This window comes from Aeoliella sp. (genome assembly GCF_965227375.1).
Classification (GTDB): Bacteria; Planctomycetota; Planctomycetia; order Pirellulales; family Lacipirellulaceae; genus Aeoliella.
Map to the genome: position 1 here is coordinate 2,278,012 of NZ_CBDDFX010000002.1, position 15,003 is coordinate 2,293,014.

At 55.8% G+C, this 15,003-nt stretch carries 10 protein-coding genes; 6 read left to right on the forward strand and 4 right to left on the reverse strand.

The window, feature by feature from the left end; translation table 11 throughout:
• Positions 1–5: 5 nt before the first annotated feature.
• The 3 genes from ACQK2L_RS21940 to ACQK2L_RS21950 all read right to left on the reverse strand — a co-directional run bounded on the left by ACQK2L_RS21940 (position 6) and on the right by ACQK2L_RS21950 (position 6,631).
• Entirely contained in the window at positions 6–3,545 is a 3,540-nt protein-coding gene (locus ACQK2L_RS21940; RefSeq protein ID WP_425399189.1) for an efflux RND transporter permease subunit, read from the reverse strand.
• Between the two features lie 10 nt (positions 3,546–3,555).
• Positions 3,556–5,505 carry an efflux RND transporter periplasmic adaptor subunit gene (locus tag ACQK2L_RS21945; protein WP_425401116.1) on the reverse strand — a complete coding sequence of 650 codons (1,950 nt, stop codon included), beginning with the start codon at positions 5,503–5,505 and terminating at the stop codon, positions 3,556–3,558.
• Between the two features lie 529 nt (positions 5,506–6,034).
• On the reverse strand, positions 6,035–6,631 hold the full coding sequence (locus tag ACQK2L_RS21950; protein WP_425399190.1) for a hypothetical protein: 597 nt from the start codon (positions 6,629–6,631) through the stop codon (positions 6,035–6,037).
• A gap of 176 nt (positions 6,632–6,807) precedes the next feature.
• Between ACQK2L_RS21950 and ACQK2L_RS21955 the strand changes: the two genes are divergently transcribed.
• Positions 6,808–8,373, forward strand: a complete 1,566-nt coding sequence (locus ACQK2L_RS21955) for a TolC family protein (RefSeq protein ID WP_425399191.1) — start codon at positions 6,808–6,810, stop codon at positions 8,371–8,373.
• Positions 8,374–8,387: 14 nt separating this feature from the next.
• Here the strand turns inward: ACQK2L_RS21955 and ACQK2L_RS21960 are convergent, their stop codons facing one another.
• The gene (locus tag ACQK2L_RS21960; RefSeq protein ID WP_425399192.1) at positions 8,388–8,969 is read right to left on the reverse strand and encodes an RNA polymerase sigma factor; all 582 of its coding nucleotides are present in this window, start codon (positions 8,967–8,969) and stop codon (positions 8,388–8,390) included.
• 404 nt (positions 8,970–9,373) lie between these two features.
• Here ACQK2L_RS21960 and ACQK2L_RS21965 point away from each other — a divergent pair, with 404 nt between their 5' ends.
• The 5 genes from ACQK2L_RS21965 to ACQK2L_RS21985 all read left to right on the forward strand — a co-directional run bounded on the left by ACQK2L_RS21965 (position 9,374) and on the right by ACQK2L_RS21985 (position 14,993).
• The gene (locus ACQK2L_RS21965; protein WP_425399193.1) at positions 9,374–10,216 is read left to right on the forward strand and encodes a Spy/CpxP family protein refolding chaperone; all 843 of its coding nucleotides are present in this window, start codon (positions 9,374–9,376) and stop codon (positions 10,214–10,216) included.
• A 60-nt stretch (positions 10,217–10,276) separates the two neighbouring features.
• Positions 10,277–10,747: a hypothetical protein gene (locus ACQK2L_RS21970; RefSeq protein ID WP_425399194.1), complete on the forward strand. Its 471-nt coding sequence runs from the start codon at positions 10,277–10,279 to the stop codon at positions 10,745–10,747.
• 198 nt (positions 10,748–10,945) lie between these two features.
• The gene (locus ACQK2L_RS21975; RefSeq protein ID WP_425399195.1) at positions 10,946–12,211 is read left to right on the forward strand and encodes a Glu/Leu/Phe/Val family dehydrogenase; all 1,266 of its coding nucleotides are present in this window, start codon (positions 10,946–10,948) and stop codon (positions 12,209–12,211) included.
• The gene (locus ACQK2L_RS21980; protein WP_425399196.1) at positions 12,208–14,232 is read left to right on the forward strand and encodes a 2Fe-2S iron-sulfur cluster-binding protein; all 2,025 of its coding nucleotides are present in this window, start codon (positions 12,208–12,210) and stop codon (positions 14,230–14,232) included. The genes ACQK2L_RS21975 and ACQK2L_RS21980 overlap by 4 nt, the downstream gene beginning before the upstream one ends.
• On the forward strand, positions 14,229–14,993 hold the full coding sequence (locus tag ACQK2L_RS21985) for a hypothetical protein (RefSeq protein WP_425399197.1): 765 nt from the start codon (positions 14,229–14,231) through the stop codon (positions 14,991–14,993). The genes ACQK2L_RS21980 and ACQK2L_RS21985 overlap by 4 nt, the downstream gene beginning before the upstream one ends.
• Positions 14,994–15,003 lie beyond the last annotated feature (10 nt).

The window sequence follows — 15,003 nt, forward strand, 5'->3', positions numbered from 1 at the left end:
TATTTCTAGGCAGCATCCATGAGTTCCTCCTTTTGAGTCGTAGGCATATCTTCGGCGCCTTCCCAAAGTGGATCGTGGAAGCCGAAACGCATCTTCGTTTCCAAGTAGGCAGAGTAGAGCGTCGGCACAATGAAAGAAGTAAACGGTTCGGCCAGCATTCCGCCGAAGACGGGAATGGCCATGGCACGCGCTACATCGGCGCCGCGCCCGGTTGCTATCAACACGGGAACGAGTGCAGCGAGCGTCGTGACCGTTGTCATCACGCACGGTCGAATGCGTTTGAGTCCTGCGTCGTAGACAGTGTTGCGAATGTCTTCGACGCTTCGTACCTTCCGACGCTTCAGCAATTGGTGGATGTAGGTCGCCATCACGACGCCGTCGTCAACAGCTAAGCCGAAGAGCGCGATGAACCCTACCCAGACGGCGGTGTTCAGTTCGACCTCCATCCAGGCAACCAACACCATTCCGCCGGCGAAAGCGACCGGAATGCCGGTAAACACTGCCAAGGAGATCGGGAGATTGCGAAACTCGAAATAGATCAAGAGTAGGTTAATGAGGATGACGACGGGAATGATCCACATAAGTCTCGTATTAGCTTCGATTTGATTACGGAAGCTGCCAACTGCCTCCAACGAATACCCTGCTGGAAGCGCCAGTCGATTTGGATCGGATGGCGGTAGCAACTGGGCCTCGCGAAGCTGGTGTTCGATCGCAGTGACAGACTCCAAGTCGCCTTTAGCGCCGCTGGTCATGAAGGAAACATGAGCCACCAGTCGGCCGTTTTCGCTATTGATAGCGCCCGGCCCCCAGGTGGTCTCCAGTGTCGCGAGTTCCTCCAGCGGCACCACCGCGCCGTTGTGCGTCACGACCGGCAAGCGGCTCAGTTGATCGATCCGTTCACGAAGGTCGCGGTTGTAACGAAGACGCACGGGATAGCGTTCGCGGCCTTCAACCGTTTTTATCAGGTTCATGCCGCCGAGCGCGGTTTCGATTATCTGATTGACCATCGCCGCACTCATGCCGTAGCGAGAGGCGGCATCGCGGTTGACGGTGAATTCGATATACGGTTTGCCGAGCACAATGTCGGGATTAACCGTTCCGGCGTTGACCAGCGGTGAGGTCTTCAGAGTAGCTCCCACATCCATTGCGGCATCGGCGAGCGTGTCTAGCTTGTCGCCGTAGACGCGGATGGCCATCGGCGCTTTGATGCCCGATTGCAGCATTACCACTCGTCCTTCAATCGGTTGCAACGCGGACGCGGGGGTCACACCCGGAAGCGTCGCGACTTTGTTGATCTCGTCCCATACATCGCGAGGGGTGACGCCTTCGCGCCACTGGCTCTCGGGCTTAAGCATCACGTAGGTTTCGACCATCGCAGCCGGCGCTGGGTCGAGCGCCGATTCAACGCGACCGATTTTGCCGAGCACATCTTTCACTTCTGGAATCTGCCCAATCAGCACGTCCTGCGTCTGCAAGACCTGCATTGCCTGCGAAAAACTGGCGGCCGGATATAGCGTCGGCATATAAAACCAACTGCCCTCATCCAGAGCGATCCAATCGTCGCTCTGTAGCCCGGTAAACACATGCTTGGCGTCCACATAGCCGGGGAACTGATTGAGGTCTGCTCCAAAAACACGGGCGATCTTCTCCACAGGACGCATGACCGTTGGCATCCCAATCCAGGCGCCGACACCGACAACCAGCAATAACGCAGGAAATGAAAGGGCAAGCACCTTGTGGTTGAGTGCTTGCCGCAAACGAGCCGCGTAGAGCCAGCGAACAAAACGACTGGAGGGGATCTCTTCAATCGGGCGAATTCGTTCCTGCATCAACTGCCATGCGGCAATGAAGCCCACAGCTACCGCCAGTGCGGTTATCGACCAGGTTGGGATGCCGAGATGGTGGGCTAGTCGCATCCCCCACAGGTAATGAGCCGCTAGTCCCAGAAGAGTCGCCAGCCCCAGTCCGGCAGTCAGCGCCGTTCGTTTTCGATACTTGGCGCTGCGGAGCATGAGACGACACATCGCCGGAACGATCGTGACGGCTGTGATCATGGCCGCCGCAATGGCGAAGGTCTTCGTGTAAGCAAGCGGCGAGAAGAGCCGGTAGTCTCGCCCGGTCAGAAAGAATACGGGTAAAAAACTAACGATGGTCGTCGCAACGGCTGTGACAACCGCCGGAGCAACTTCGACTGCCGCTTCATAGACGACATCTGCGCGAATCTTGGAACGCTTAATCTGCTTCCCGCCGTTGGCTGCCTGATCCTTTTCCCAATCCGCAAGATGCTGATAGATATTTTCTGAGACGATGATGCCCATATCGACCATCGTGCCGATGGCGATGGCGATCCCGGCGAGCGACATGATATTTGATTCAACGCCCACAACGTGCATGGCGATAAATGACATCAACACGGCGGCAGGCAGACAGATCGCGACAATGAAGCTGCTGCGGATGTGTAGCAAGAAGAGGAGAATGATGACGGCGGTAATCAGGATTTCGTCACGTAGCGCGTGGGTGAGCGTGGCCATCGTTTCGTCGATGAGACCCGTTCGGTCATATACGCCGTGAATCGTGACTCCCTTCAGCGCCGGTTCGATTTGAGCAATTTTCTCTTTGACACGATCAATCACGTCGCGAGGATTCTCACCGTATCGCATCACCACCACCCCACCGACTGCCTCGACTCCGTTATAGTCAAGTGCTCCCCGGCGGAAGTCCGGGCCAAGCTGAACTTTTGCAACGTCGCGCACCCGAACCGGTACTCCGTTTCGCTGAGTAATCACCGTCTCTTCGATGTCGCGAATGGCTTTAAGTTGGTCACCATCGGTGCCAAGAAATCCTTTGCCACGCACGATGTACTCCATCCCCGTTGTTTCAACGGTCTTGGCTCCCACATCCAAGTTGGAGCCTTTGATGGCCATCGCTAAGGCATCGAGCGGTAGATTGTGGAAGCGAAGTTTGTCCGGATCGACTTCGATTTGATACTGGCGAACATAGCCACCGATCGACGCAACTTCACTCACCCCTTCCACTGCCTGAAGCTCGAACTTGATGACGAAGTCCTGCATGCTTCGTAAGTCCGCTAAGCTCATGCCCTTTTCTGGAGGTTGTAACGTGTAGTAGTAGATTTGCCCAAGTCCGGTAGCGTCAGGACCGAGTTGAGGAACGACTCCATCGGGCAACTGAGACGCTGCCGAGCCAAGTTGCTCGGAGACGCGACTGCGCGCCCAATAGAAGTCAATCTCATCCTTGAAAGTCACTTGCACAAAGCTGTAGCCGAACATGCTCTTGCCACGAACCGATTCGGCGCCGGGAACGGCGAGCAGTGACACACTGAGCGGGTAGGTGACCTGATCTTCGATGTCTTTCGGCGAACGCCCCGGCCACGGCGTGAGTACGATGACCTGGTTTTCACCAACGTTGGGAATGGCGTCGATGGGAACTGACTGGTAGGCGAACCAGCCGCCAACGCTCAACCCAATCGCCAGCAGCAGGACGAGCCACGGCTCTTTTACACAGAAGCGTATGATGATGTTGAGCATGGGGATTCTCCTAGTTCGGCACTTTCGCAACAGAAGGAGCCGAAACAGGCTCGTCGATCGCCATATCTCGCACGATCTCGCCGCAGCGAAGCATCTCATCCCCCCAATACGGATTGGCAAGTTCTCCGCCCGGTTGCATCCAGTCGCCACCGCCTCCTGGGACCATCGGACAGTAGTAGTGCGTCAGTGCTTCTGCCGTCTTGGGTCCACGGGCGACGACAGCGGCACGCAGCATCCCGTGGCTAACGGCCCGATAGGCCTCACGTGCTGTCTCCAGTGAGCCATCCATTCTCAAGGCGGCTCGGCGGGCTTTGGCTAACTCTGTTTGAGCCTCGTCGGGAACTTCAGCGGACATCGCCAAATGTGCAAGCGAATCCAATAGGGTATTGAGTGCGACTGGTGGCGGAGTCATGTCCGCTGCCATCGCACACTGGATTTCAAAATAGGCGTCGTAGGCTCTGTCGAAATGGCGAGCCGCCTCGTCGGCAAGTAGGACGGGTTGGCTCTCAGGCAATTCCAGGGGGCCGGGGGAATAGCTCGGTGCCTTGGTAGGGTCCATCAGTGACGGGTTGCCGGCCAACTGCATTTGCGAGTCAATCAGAAAGTTGCCACCCGTGGCGACGGTCTCACCCGCAGCCAGCCCCTCAATGATCACCGCCTCGGTATCGTTCATCGGCCCGACAGCGACCCGACGAATCTCGAATCTTCCTGGTTCGGTTTCGACATAGATCACACCATTGTCGCCCGTGAGCAATACGGAATCACGGGGCACGGTTACAACCCGCTGTTCGGGCTGTGGTTGTGTGGCGTAGCCAAGCTGGCTAGTCGGCACTAAGTCCCTGCCACAGATTGGGCAGTCTCCCGGCTCGTCACGAATGACTTGGGGATGCATGGGACTGATGTATTTGCCCGATAGCGCCGGGTCGTAGACCAAGTCAATCGGAATCGCAGGCACGGTGATCCGCGCGGTAGCGTAATCGCCAGGCCTCAGCTTGCCATCGAAGTTCATGACTTCAACACGAACTCGTACGGTACGAGTCTGCAAGTTGACCGTGGGATCGATAAACGCCACACGTCCTGTAAACACTTCCCCTGGCATGGATTGAATCTCGGCCTCGACTTGCTGACCGAAGCGGACCGCTGCCGCGTCGTCGGGAAATAGATCAAGCATCAGCCAGACAGAACTCAAGTCGGCGATGCGGTAGAGCTTCTGTCCGGTTTTGACGTAGTCGCCTTCGACCGCCGTCTTTTCAATGACCGTTCCGCTTTGTGGTGACTTAATGCGAATGCGGGATTGCGGCTTGCGACTGTTCCGGAGTGACTCGATCTGTTGTTCGGTCATCCCTAGTTCACTGAGGTTCTGTCGAGACATTTCCTCCAGGTTGCTATCGCCGATTTGGAATCGTTTGGACGCGTTGCCTTCGAGGCTCGTTATGTACTCTGTCTGAGCGGAATAGAGTTGAGGACTGTAGATCAGCGCAAGGTCTTCACCTTGAGTGACCTCGGCGCCGACGTAGTCGGCATACAACTTCTCTAGTCGTCCGTCGATGTAAGCGGAAATCGTAGACAGTCTGCTTTCATCGAAGTCGATCGAGCCAATGGTGCGAATGGTTCGGGTCATTTCGCCCATCCTTGACATGGCGGTCTGGATGCCAACGAGTCGGCGGGCAGACGATTCGATAGTGACCGAAATCCCGTCGCCGCCACCATCACTGGTAGCTTCCACCAGTTCCATCGCACACACTGGACATCGCCCCGGTTCGGTCGATGGCGGGGTACACATCATGGGGCAGATATAGCGTTTATCTTCGCCTCCTGCGGCGGCATGGGCAGCAGTATCGTCGCCAGTGGCGGAAAAGCCGTCGGCAGTCACCCATTCTATGCGCTGCGCGACTCCTATCAGAAACAGCAGCAGTGCTCCGACGGCAACAACCCCAAGCGATTTCACCGCGAAGCGCATGAGCCAGGCCCAACCGCCAAGCTTAGAATCGGCTGCGGCAGTAGGATTGGCTGGTGAGGGGACCTCTGCCCTTACTATCTCGTCGGCTGCCGCGACATCGTGACTGGCCGAAGCGTCAGAGACAGATGTTAAGCGATCAGATACGTCATCCGTCATATCTGCTCTAGTTTCAGAAGTGGTTTCTGCGTCTTCAGCCAGTCCGCGAGAGGGATTGACTGCGCCGTCGTGGCCGTCGGCCGGGTTTGGCGTTTCGTGATGCGTCATGATCTATATCTCATTTTCGTGCGAATGTGGTGCACGAACAGGAGTTGCGGTCGCACGGTTAATTGAGTGCGGCCGAAGGGTTACTGGCAAGGCGACTGCGGACCAGGAGTCATCGCGCAGCATCAAGCTGCATTGGTTGCCGGAAGGTCCGTTTTTTCAAAGCAGGTCAACAAACTCGCGAAGTGCGCGGAGTCAATCTGATTGCCTGCATGATGGAAAGTGAGCACGAATACGCTGGGCGCGCAGTGCTCCTAGAAGTTGGCGTTTACAATCGCCAGACGCAGTAAGAAATCTGCGTGAAATGAGCCGCAACTGGCGCAGGTGCGGCGTCCAGCGTAGACGCGCGCGGATGCTCATCTGCGGTGTAGACGACGCCACACTGAGCGGTGCTCGAAATGAGAACTTCTCTCAGTTCCGTAATTGGAGAGCGTGGCGTAGGGGCATCGAGCGGGTCACGGTTTTTCAGGCAATGGCAAGCAGTTGTTAGACTCTCTTCGGAAATCTCTTGCTTGCTTGCCTGGGCTTCATTGCTGGGCTGCTGGGAATTCTCCGGCACCGGACCTGCTTCAAGGACCATGCCCGCAAATGGGTCGGCATCGGCAACGCTGGGCTCTTTAGCTTGCTGTGACTTGTCGCGCTTACCATGCTCACAGCAGCCTTGATGCTCATCGGAGAGGCTGCCACTACAACAAGGGCACTTCGCCGTCTCAGACTGCACCTTGCAACAACCGCAGCCTTGACAGGTAAATCCAGACGTGCAACCAGCAGAACAGTCTTGCTGGAATGCGAACGTCAGCGTCGGCTGCATCGTTATCGCAACGATGAGTAAAAGATTGACGATGATTCGAGTTGCACGGGCCATGCGAATTATTGGGAAGTTTCCCACTGTACGTTCCGATAGATACCCTCTGGCGGTATATCAACTATATCGGAAAAAAAGCCTGATGGTACAAGCCCAATTTGGCATATTGAACAGGTTACGGACTCATCTCTGCTGGCGGAGCAGCATTCTTAATGCGACATAACAGGAAAAACCAAATGTATTTTCGCAGAAAGATGCGATTCTTACTAGCCACGCTGGCTCTGATTGCAGTCGGTGGATGTGCGACGACGCAGGAATACGGGCGATCGAGCGCCAATCCTAAAAGCATTGCGAACAGCGAAAACCGGGTAAGGGCCGAGGCGCCCACTGAGGATTCAGCCACGGCGAAGAGCCAAGTCCAGCTAGCCAGTCAAACCGAAGACATCAGCCCGTCAGCTCCCTTGCCGGGTGCTCTTCAGGACGAGGAGGAAGAAAGCAGTGGCTCTGGCCAGCAATCGGGAGAGAATCAAACAGCTTCCGAAAGCACAGCAGAACTCGTGCAACCGTTGGAACTGACTTTGGCTCCACCGGTGGCTGAGCGACAGCAGCCCGTTGATTATTTCGTCCAAGTGGCCCTGGGTGGGCATCCGAAAATTCGAGCGGCCCGCAACCGCGTAGCGGCCGCAGCGAATGTCATCCCGCAGGCGCGTGCATTGCCCGATCCGAGTTTCAACAACACCTTCTGGCCGATTCAAAACCAAGCCCTGCAAACGGCCGGTGGTCGCGTGGGGCATCAGTTCCAACTTGGGCAAGGCGTCCCGTGGCCAGAGAAGCTACGAGCAAAAGCCGCGATTGCCAGTCGCGAAGTTCAAATGGCGCAGGCGGAACTCGATCGAATCGAACGCGAGATCACCGAAGCGGTGCGTCTGGCGTATTACGAAGTGTGGTTCGCAACGCGGGCGATCACGATTGTCGAGGAGACTCGCGAATTAGTCGACGACCTGACGCAAGTGGCGGAAGCCCGTTACAAGAGTGGCGGCACTCAACAAGACGTACTGCGAGCGCAACTGGAAGCAGATCGACTGGACGACCAACTGGTAGGATTGCGAAAGCAAAAGGAACAGGCGCAGGCCGATTTGGCAGCGTTAGTGCAGCAGCCGGTCACTCTTATTCCTGAAGCACAACAAGATATTGGGCTAAGGGATGTGCCTGAACGGTTGGAAAACTTACTTGCTCTTGCCGAGCAGTGCAGTCCAGAGCTACGAGCTATCGCATCAGAGATCCAGCGCGACCGTCAGAAGCAACGGCTCGCCTGTCTACAAAAATATCCCGATTTTAACCTTGGTCTGAACTACGCAATCATTGACGATGACACCAATGCGATTAGCCCCGTGGCAAACGGCCACGACAACATCAGTTTCATGGTTGGCGTAACCCTTCCTATATGGCGTGAGAAGATCAACGCCGGCATCCGCGAAGCGGCCAATCGGACCAGTAGTTCGGCGCAACGGCTGGAAGCCGAGCGCGATGTCATCCAAGGCAAACTGCGACGATTGTTGGCACAGGCCGACGCATTGGTCGAGCAGGCGGGTATTTACGAAGACCGGATCATTCCGCGAACCGAGGATACGCTCAAACTCTCGTTCGCCGACTACCGTGGCAAGCGAACCGACTTTTTCGCACTCATCGAGACGTATCGCGAACTGTTGATGTTCGAGACCCAGTTGGCACGCATTGAGGCAACACTTGCTGGGACAGTTGCTCAAATCGAACGTACCGTTGGGTGTCCCTACGGAGGTTGAGTTGACGGTCGGACTCACTCCCAACCGAGCTGCGAAAGTTCTTCGCGAAGTACTTTTCGTGCCCGGTTTAGCCGTGAACCGACGGTGCCCTCGGGTATGCCGATAGACTCGGCGATCTCGCGGTAAGACAGATTCTGCTGTTCTTTCAGAATCAGTATTGCTCGAAGTTCCGGTTCGAGCTGTGTCATCGCCGTTTCCAGTAGCTCGGCTTCCTCGGCTTCGCCGATGGAGTCCGGATCATCCGTCGCGGGCTCGGTGACAAGGGGTGCCGTGGATCGTCGTTTACTGCGGCGAAGATGTTGCAAGGCTTCGTTGCTTGCCAAGCGGTAGAGCCACGTTTCGAGTTTGGATTGGCCGTTGAACTGGTCCAGCTTGCGGAACATCTTGAGAAATACTTGCTGCGTAAGATCGTCAGCGTCCTGCCGCCCGACCATACGGACCATCAATCCATACACGTTGTCAGCGCATTGCTCGTAGAGCTGCTGCATCGCGCAGCGATCTCCCGCGAGACACGCGCTAACCAACTGCTGCGTGGCAGCATTGGCCGACGAATCGCGAATCGACGTGTTTCCGTTTTCGTGACGTGCTTCATTCAAACGCAACGGCTCCGTATACGGAAGTGACGCGGGTGACGCCTTTGCAAGAACGCGTCAGCAGCAGGTGTGCTTTCTCATTTTTTGGTGAAGGAACCGGCATGAACCGCATCGAAAGTTCTGGCAGAATCAATCGACCGTAGCTGCGCTGCTCCCCCGGTCCAGTCCGGTCCGCTGCGACAGTCATATATTGGTCACCAATGTCGTTTTCATCGAAAACCTACGTGCATCATCAGGAATCCACGGAAGTTCCTCAATCCGCCGTGGGACGGGTGGCTGCAAGGGTAACTACGCAGAATCACAAGGGTAACATACCCTGAGAGGGTATTGAAGGGCGGCCCGCCAAACGTTGTTTTGCCGAGCCCGATTCGGTACGCAATAGTCCCGATCAAATAGGAGGATTAGCCATGAAAATACTAAAGAGAACAGCGCTTGCGTCCGGCATTTTGGCCTGGGCACTCTTGATTTCACCAGTCTTGGCTCAGTCAGCAGACCAGCATACGCACGGTGATGAGTCGCCAGCGACCGCAGCATCTGATCTCGGCGCGGAACTCAGGCAACTACAAAGCAAGGTCGCAGAACTGGAGGCCGCACTCGTGACTCAGCACCGCAAAAAGTACGGCGCCGATGGCCCGTCCGGCGGAGGAACGATGAAGTCCATGAAGAAAATGGGCGGCATGGGGATGGAAAAGATGGGCGGCATGAAGGGCATGTCTCAGGATTCGGATAGCCAAATGTCGGGCATGGAAATGGGCATGATGGGCCAAGGCATGAGCGGCATGGGAATGATGTCCATGATGAAAGGTAAGAAGGGAATGATGGGCATGGGGATGATGGGAATGAACCCCGCCATGGCATCCGACTCAATGGTCGGGATGGATATGCCGTCGGCATTGCCCGGATTCCCCGGAGCGTCGCATGTGTATCACATCGGCCAGACCGGGTTCTTTCTCGATCACCCCGAGCACATCACGCTGACCGACGAGCAACAAAAGAAACTCAACACGATCAAGGAATCCTCGTTGCTGGCGACTTCAACGGCCCAGCGCGAAATCGCAGAAGCCGAACAGGAACTGTGGAAGCTGACGGCTGCCGCCGAACCAGACATCAAGAAGATCGAAGCGAAAGCCAAAGAGATTGCTCAGCTCCAAGTCGCTACTCGGATCGCATTCATCCGCTCTGTCGGAGAAGCGGCCAGTGTATTGACGCAAGAGCAACGTCAAGCATTGGTTGGAGAAGGACAAAAGTAGCGCCGAAGCGAAACGGCCAAATAGTTGCTGACACTAACCAACAGAAAGAAGGAGACCTTCATGCAAACGACAACCAAGTACATCGGTGGAATCAGTGTGGTTACGGCAATCGCTCTTGGGATAGCGATCACGTTCACTGGGCTGGCACACGCTCAGGACAAGAACCACGATCCGCACGGCAAGAAGCACGATCATGCCCACGCGATGAAGATGACGAAAATGACGCACATCACAACGCAGGCCGAGGCGGAAGCGCTCAAACCGGGCGATTCGATTGCGATGGTATGCAGCATGTGCAAAATCGTGACCGTACATCCTGTCGGCAATGACAAATCACACGTGAAAATGATGACGGTCGGTAACACGCATACCTGTTCCGCTTGCGAAGGCAAGGTGACGGTCGAAGGCACTGGCAAAGGAAAAGGCAAGCATCAAGAAGTCAAGCATGTTTGCGGCGAGTGCGGCGATGATGCGATGTTTGTGGTTGCCACGAAGGCGGGCGATCACGACAAGCACAGTCAGCACAAGTAGTTTGACTTGAGGAATTCCGTGAAGAATCACGCGGCTCGCGCATCAAAGCTCACGGAGGTGGGCTCGGTGTTCGGGTCGCGTGTTGTTTGCTGAATGTGAATCTGAAAGGCTGCCATGTCGGATCATGACGACATCTTCGAGAATGCACTTCTTCGACTCGACCGAGCGGCCCAGTTTGCAAAGATTGATCTCGAAGCTTTGGATCGTCTGAAACATCCGAAGTCGGTCGTGCATGTCAGCATTCCGGTTCGGATGGACGACGGATCACTGCGAATTTTTGAGGGCTACCGTGTTCGTCACGACGATACTCGCGGCCCGACCAAAGGCGGGATTCGTTTTCATCCGCAGGTACATCTTGGCGAAGTCAAAGCACTGGCATTTTGGATGACGTGCAAGTGTGCCGTGGCGGGCATCCCGTTTGGTGGTGGCAAGGGCGGCGTGATTGTTAACCCGAAAGTGCTTTCCCGCATGGAACTGGAACGACTCAGTCGAGGCTTCGTCCAGCAACTTGCCGATTTCATTGGCCCTGACACGGACATTCCGGCTCCCGACGTTTATACGAACTCCATGATTATGGGCTGGATGATGGACGAGTATTCCACCATCCAGAGGCGACGCACGCCGGATGTCATTACCGGCAAACCGATTCCACTTGGTGGCAGTCTTGGTCGCGATGATGCCACCGGACGCGGAGCTTACTACTGCATCAAAGAACTGGAGCGGATCAACGACTGGACTCCCGAAAACGTGCGAGTTGCCGTTCAGGGATTCGGGAACGCTGGTCAGCACGTGGCACGCCTGCTTCATGCGGATGGCTATAGGTGCGTCGCCATCAGTGACTCCAAAGGCGGAGTCTACCGCGAAGACGGTATGGATATTCCGCGAGCCATCGAACTGAAACGTTCTCAAGCATCCGTATCGAATGTGTACGGCGAACGCAGCGTCTGCGATTGCCCGGAATGCGGTTGCGTGGAATGTCACTGCAATCCTGATGATGCGGGTAGTGGCGCCGTCATCACGAATGAACAACTACTTGAGTTGGACGTGGATGTGTTGATTCCGGCAGCCTTAGAGAACCAAATCACCGGCGAAAATGCTGCGCGAATCACGGCACCCTACATTGTCGAAGTTGCCAACGGACCCACAACGACGGAAGCCGACGACATCCTGAAGGAACTGGGAGCAACGGTCGTTCCCGACATCTTGGCGAATGCTGGCGGCGTCACGGTCAGCTACTTCGAGTGGACTCAGAATCGGGCAGGCTACTACTGGAGTGAAGGCGAAGTTCATGAACGTTTGCAGAAGATTATGGCTCAGGAATTCGGAGCTATTCACGACTTGAGCGTCGAGACAGAAATCGACATGCGAACGGCGGCCTACGCCCATGCTCTTAACCGTATCGGCGAAGCGATGGAATCGCAGGGAACCAGTCGATACTTCAACGCAGCGATGCAAACGACATGAACGAAAAGAATGGAAACACAATCAGCAAAGCGGTGCCCCGTCACACGTGGCCAACAACCTTCACAGCGTTAGTGCTGTTGTTTGTCGTGACGGCTTCGACCGCGATCGCTCAGGTATCGCCCGAAGAGCACGCAGCACATCACCCTGAACAAGCTGATGCGAATGCCGGCGGTTCGGGAACTCGTGGCATGGGAGGTCCGCCGGACGGTGCCGGTCCCAAAAATGGCATGGGTGGCATGATGGGTGGTGGCATGGGCGGCATGATGGATGGCATGATGGAGAAGATGGGTGCCCCCAAGCCCAAAGACCTCTATCCGTCTTTGATGGAACTGCCCGATTTGCCGATAGAACGTCGCGGGGAATTGGAGCAGGAAGCTCACGGACGAATGATTGCCGGAACTCGCTTGCTGGGGGAAGGCTTTGACGAGCTATCACGTTCGGCTGCCGGGGACGATTTTGCTGCAATGCAATCCGCCACTGCGAAGATTCGCGAGGGCTTGAATGACTTTGAAAGCGGTCTCGCGGCTCATCGTGCTCTGCGTGAAGGCAAGGCTCCTCGAAATGTCGCATTGCAGTGGTTCAAACGCGAACTCAACATCGACGATGCCGTGAACACTGCCTCGTCAAACGCATTGCTATGGGGCATGTCGCCGTTTCACACCAGCTTGATGGCTGTTCTGATCCTGTTCGCGGCGGCGATGATCTGGATGTACTTCTTTAAGATGCGACGTGCTGCATCACTGCTGGAAAGACTCTCGACAGCGAACGCGGGTGCTGGCGGGGGCCAAGCTGGGAGTGGGGGAACCGGGAATGGCGAAGCGAACACACAATCGACCGCTCCCAGCACACTTCCCTCGGACTCTGGACCTTCAGCCTTCGACTCTCAACCGGTAAGCGATTGTTGTGCGACTGATGATGGCTGCCCGACCGAAGCCCCCACCGAAGGAGTTGACGCCAGCGGATTGATTCCGGTTGCGAAGAAAAAACTCTGTCGGCTGCGAGTTGCCAAGATCACCGACGAGACCGAAGACGTCAAAACGATTCGGATGGTCGCCTGTCATGGCGGGAGAATACCCTTCAATTATCTACCCGGTCAGTTTTTAACCTTCACGCTCCCCGTGGGAGAGAAACCGATTCGGCGAAGCTACACAATCTCTTCCGCTCCCACGCAGGCCTACTACTGCGAAGTCACCGTGAAGCGAGAAGACAAGGGTGCGGGGTCACGTTATATCTGCGACCAACTGAAAGTCGGCGACACGCTGGAAGTGAAGGCTCCCAGCGGTCGATTCACATTTAGCGGCGAAGAGTCCGACAGCGTGGTGCTGATCGCTGGTGGCGTTGGCATCACGCCGATGATGAGCGTGACGCGGGCGTTAACCGATATGTGTTGGCCGGGCGAAATTCATTTCGTCGTCGCCTGTCGTGATCCGGAACACTTCATCTTCGAGTCAGAAATCAAACGACTCGACGAGCGGTACGACAACTTGCACGTGCATGTAGCGATGAGTCGCATTGAGAAGGACTTGGACGGTTATCGCAAAGGACGACTGAGCAAAGAACTGCTTGCTGAATGGGTGCCTGATATCGCAACCAAACGGGTTCATATCTGTGGTGCTCCGGCAATGATGGAAGCAACCAAGGGGATGCTGGCAAAACTCGAAGTTCCTGCGGACAACGTTCACACAGAAAACTTCGGCTCGACGCAAAAGCCGAAAGCCAAAGTTGCCAAAGGGCAGGAAGCTTACGAGCCGAAAGCGACGGGAGCCAAAGTCACGTTCGCGACTTCCGGCAAGTCAACGGAATTGCTGGCAGACGAAACAATCCTCGAAGCGGCTGAACGTGTTGATGTTGAAATCGACTACTCGTGCCGCGTTGGAACCTGTGGCATTTGTGTTGCGAAGCTGCTCTCCGGCGAAGTCACGATGGACGTCGATGACGGTTTGGAGCCGGAAGACCGTGAAGCCGGGATGGTTCTGTGCTGCCAAGCGAAAGCGAAGCAAGACGTGAGCATTGACGCATGAAGGAACGGGAGAAAATCGTCGTTACCGGTCTGGTCATGTTGATGTTGCTCGCATGGCTTGGCTTTCCGCTGCACCACGCACATCGGTTTGCAGGAAGTTTCTGGGGTGGGGTTTTCGGAATCGCCGGGGCAACCCTGATGCTCGTTCCGCTCGCCTACTTGATCGTCAAGCGCAACAAGAGGCTCAAACAGTCCGTCACCAAATACGTCTCTTTGCGGACACTGTTGGCGTGGCACATTTACGCGGGCGTGCTGGGACCGATTCTGGTCATCATCCACAGTGGTCATAAGTACGAAAGCGTGGTTGGGATTGCTTTGACCGCGATGACGCTGCTGGTTGTCGTCAGTGGTTTTGTAGGCCGCTACCTGATGTCCGGTTTTGCCAAGGAGATTCGCGAAAAGAAAACGATGCTGAACGAGTTACAAACCGCTTATGACGAAGCTCTCCTGACTACACAATCTGATCCGACTGCGGCAAAAAGCCTACGCCCATTCTCTGGATTTTTCAGTCGGCTGATGGCTGGATTCTTCCTTCCGGAACCGAGCACGGAGCCATCCGTTGCCAGAGCGGATTCGATCACGTTGGTGCGTCTTGCTGAATCTATCGCGGATGTCGAATACGCGATTCAGACACACGAAGACTTCAAGGCGTGGTTCGGCAAGTGGCTGAAGTTCCACATCGTGATTTCCTTCGTCTTGTACGCTCTGATGTTCGTGCATGTGTATTACGCCGTCTACTTCGGCTTGCGTTGGTTTGAGTAGCAGGTGATGC

What these genes read in the sequence shown, in the direction of transcription:
- ACQK2L_RS21970 (WP_425399194.1), top strand. Translation starts at nt 10,277, where the DNA reads ATGCAAACGACAACCAAGTACATCGGTGGAATCAGTGTGGTTACGGCA.
- ACQK2L_RS21940 (WP_425399189.1), bottom strand. Translation starts at nt 3,545, where the DNA reads ATGCTCAACATCATCATACGCTTCTGTGTAAAAGAGCCGTGGCTCGTC.
- ACQK2L_RS21965 (WP_425399193.1), top strand. Translation starts at nt 9,374, where the DNA reads ATGAAAATACTAAAGAGAACAGCGCTTGCGTCCGGCATTTTGGCCTGG.
- ACQK2L_RS21980 (WP_425399196.1), top strand. Translation starts at nt 12,208, where the DNA reads ATGAACGAAAAGAATGGAAACACAATCAGCAAAGCGGTGCCCCGTCAC.
- ACQK2L_RS21955 (WP_425399191.1), top strand. Translation starts at nt 6,808, where the DNA reads ATGTATTTTCGCAGAAAGATGCGATTCTTACTAGCCACGCTGGCTCTG.
- ACQK2L_RS21985 (WP_425399197.1), top strand. Translation starts at nt 14,229, where the DNA reads ATGAAGGAACGGGAGAAAATCGTCGTTACCGGTCTGGTCATGTTGATG.
- ACQK2L_RS21945 (WP_425401116.1), bottom strand. Translation starts at nt 5,505, where the DNA reads ATGCGCTTCGCGGTGAAATCGCTTGGGGTTGTTGCCGTCGGAGCACTG.
- ACQK2L_RS21950 (WP_425399190.1), bottom strand. Translation starts at nt 6,631, where the DNA reads ATGGCCCGTGCAACTCGAATCATCGTCAATCTTTTACTCATCGTTGCG.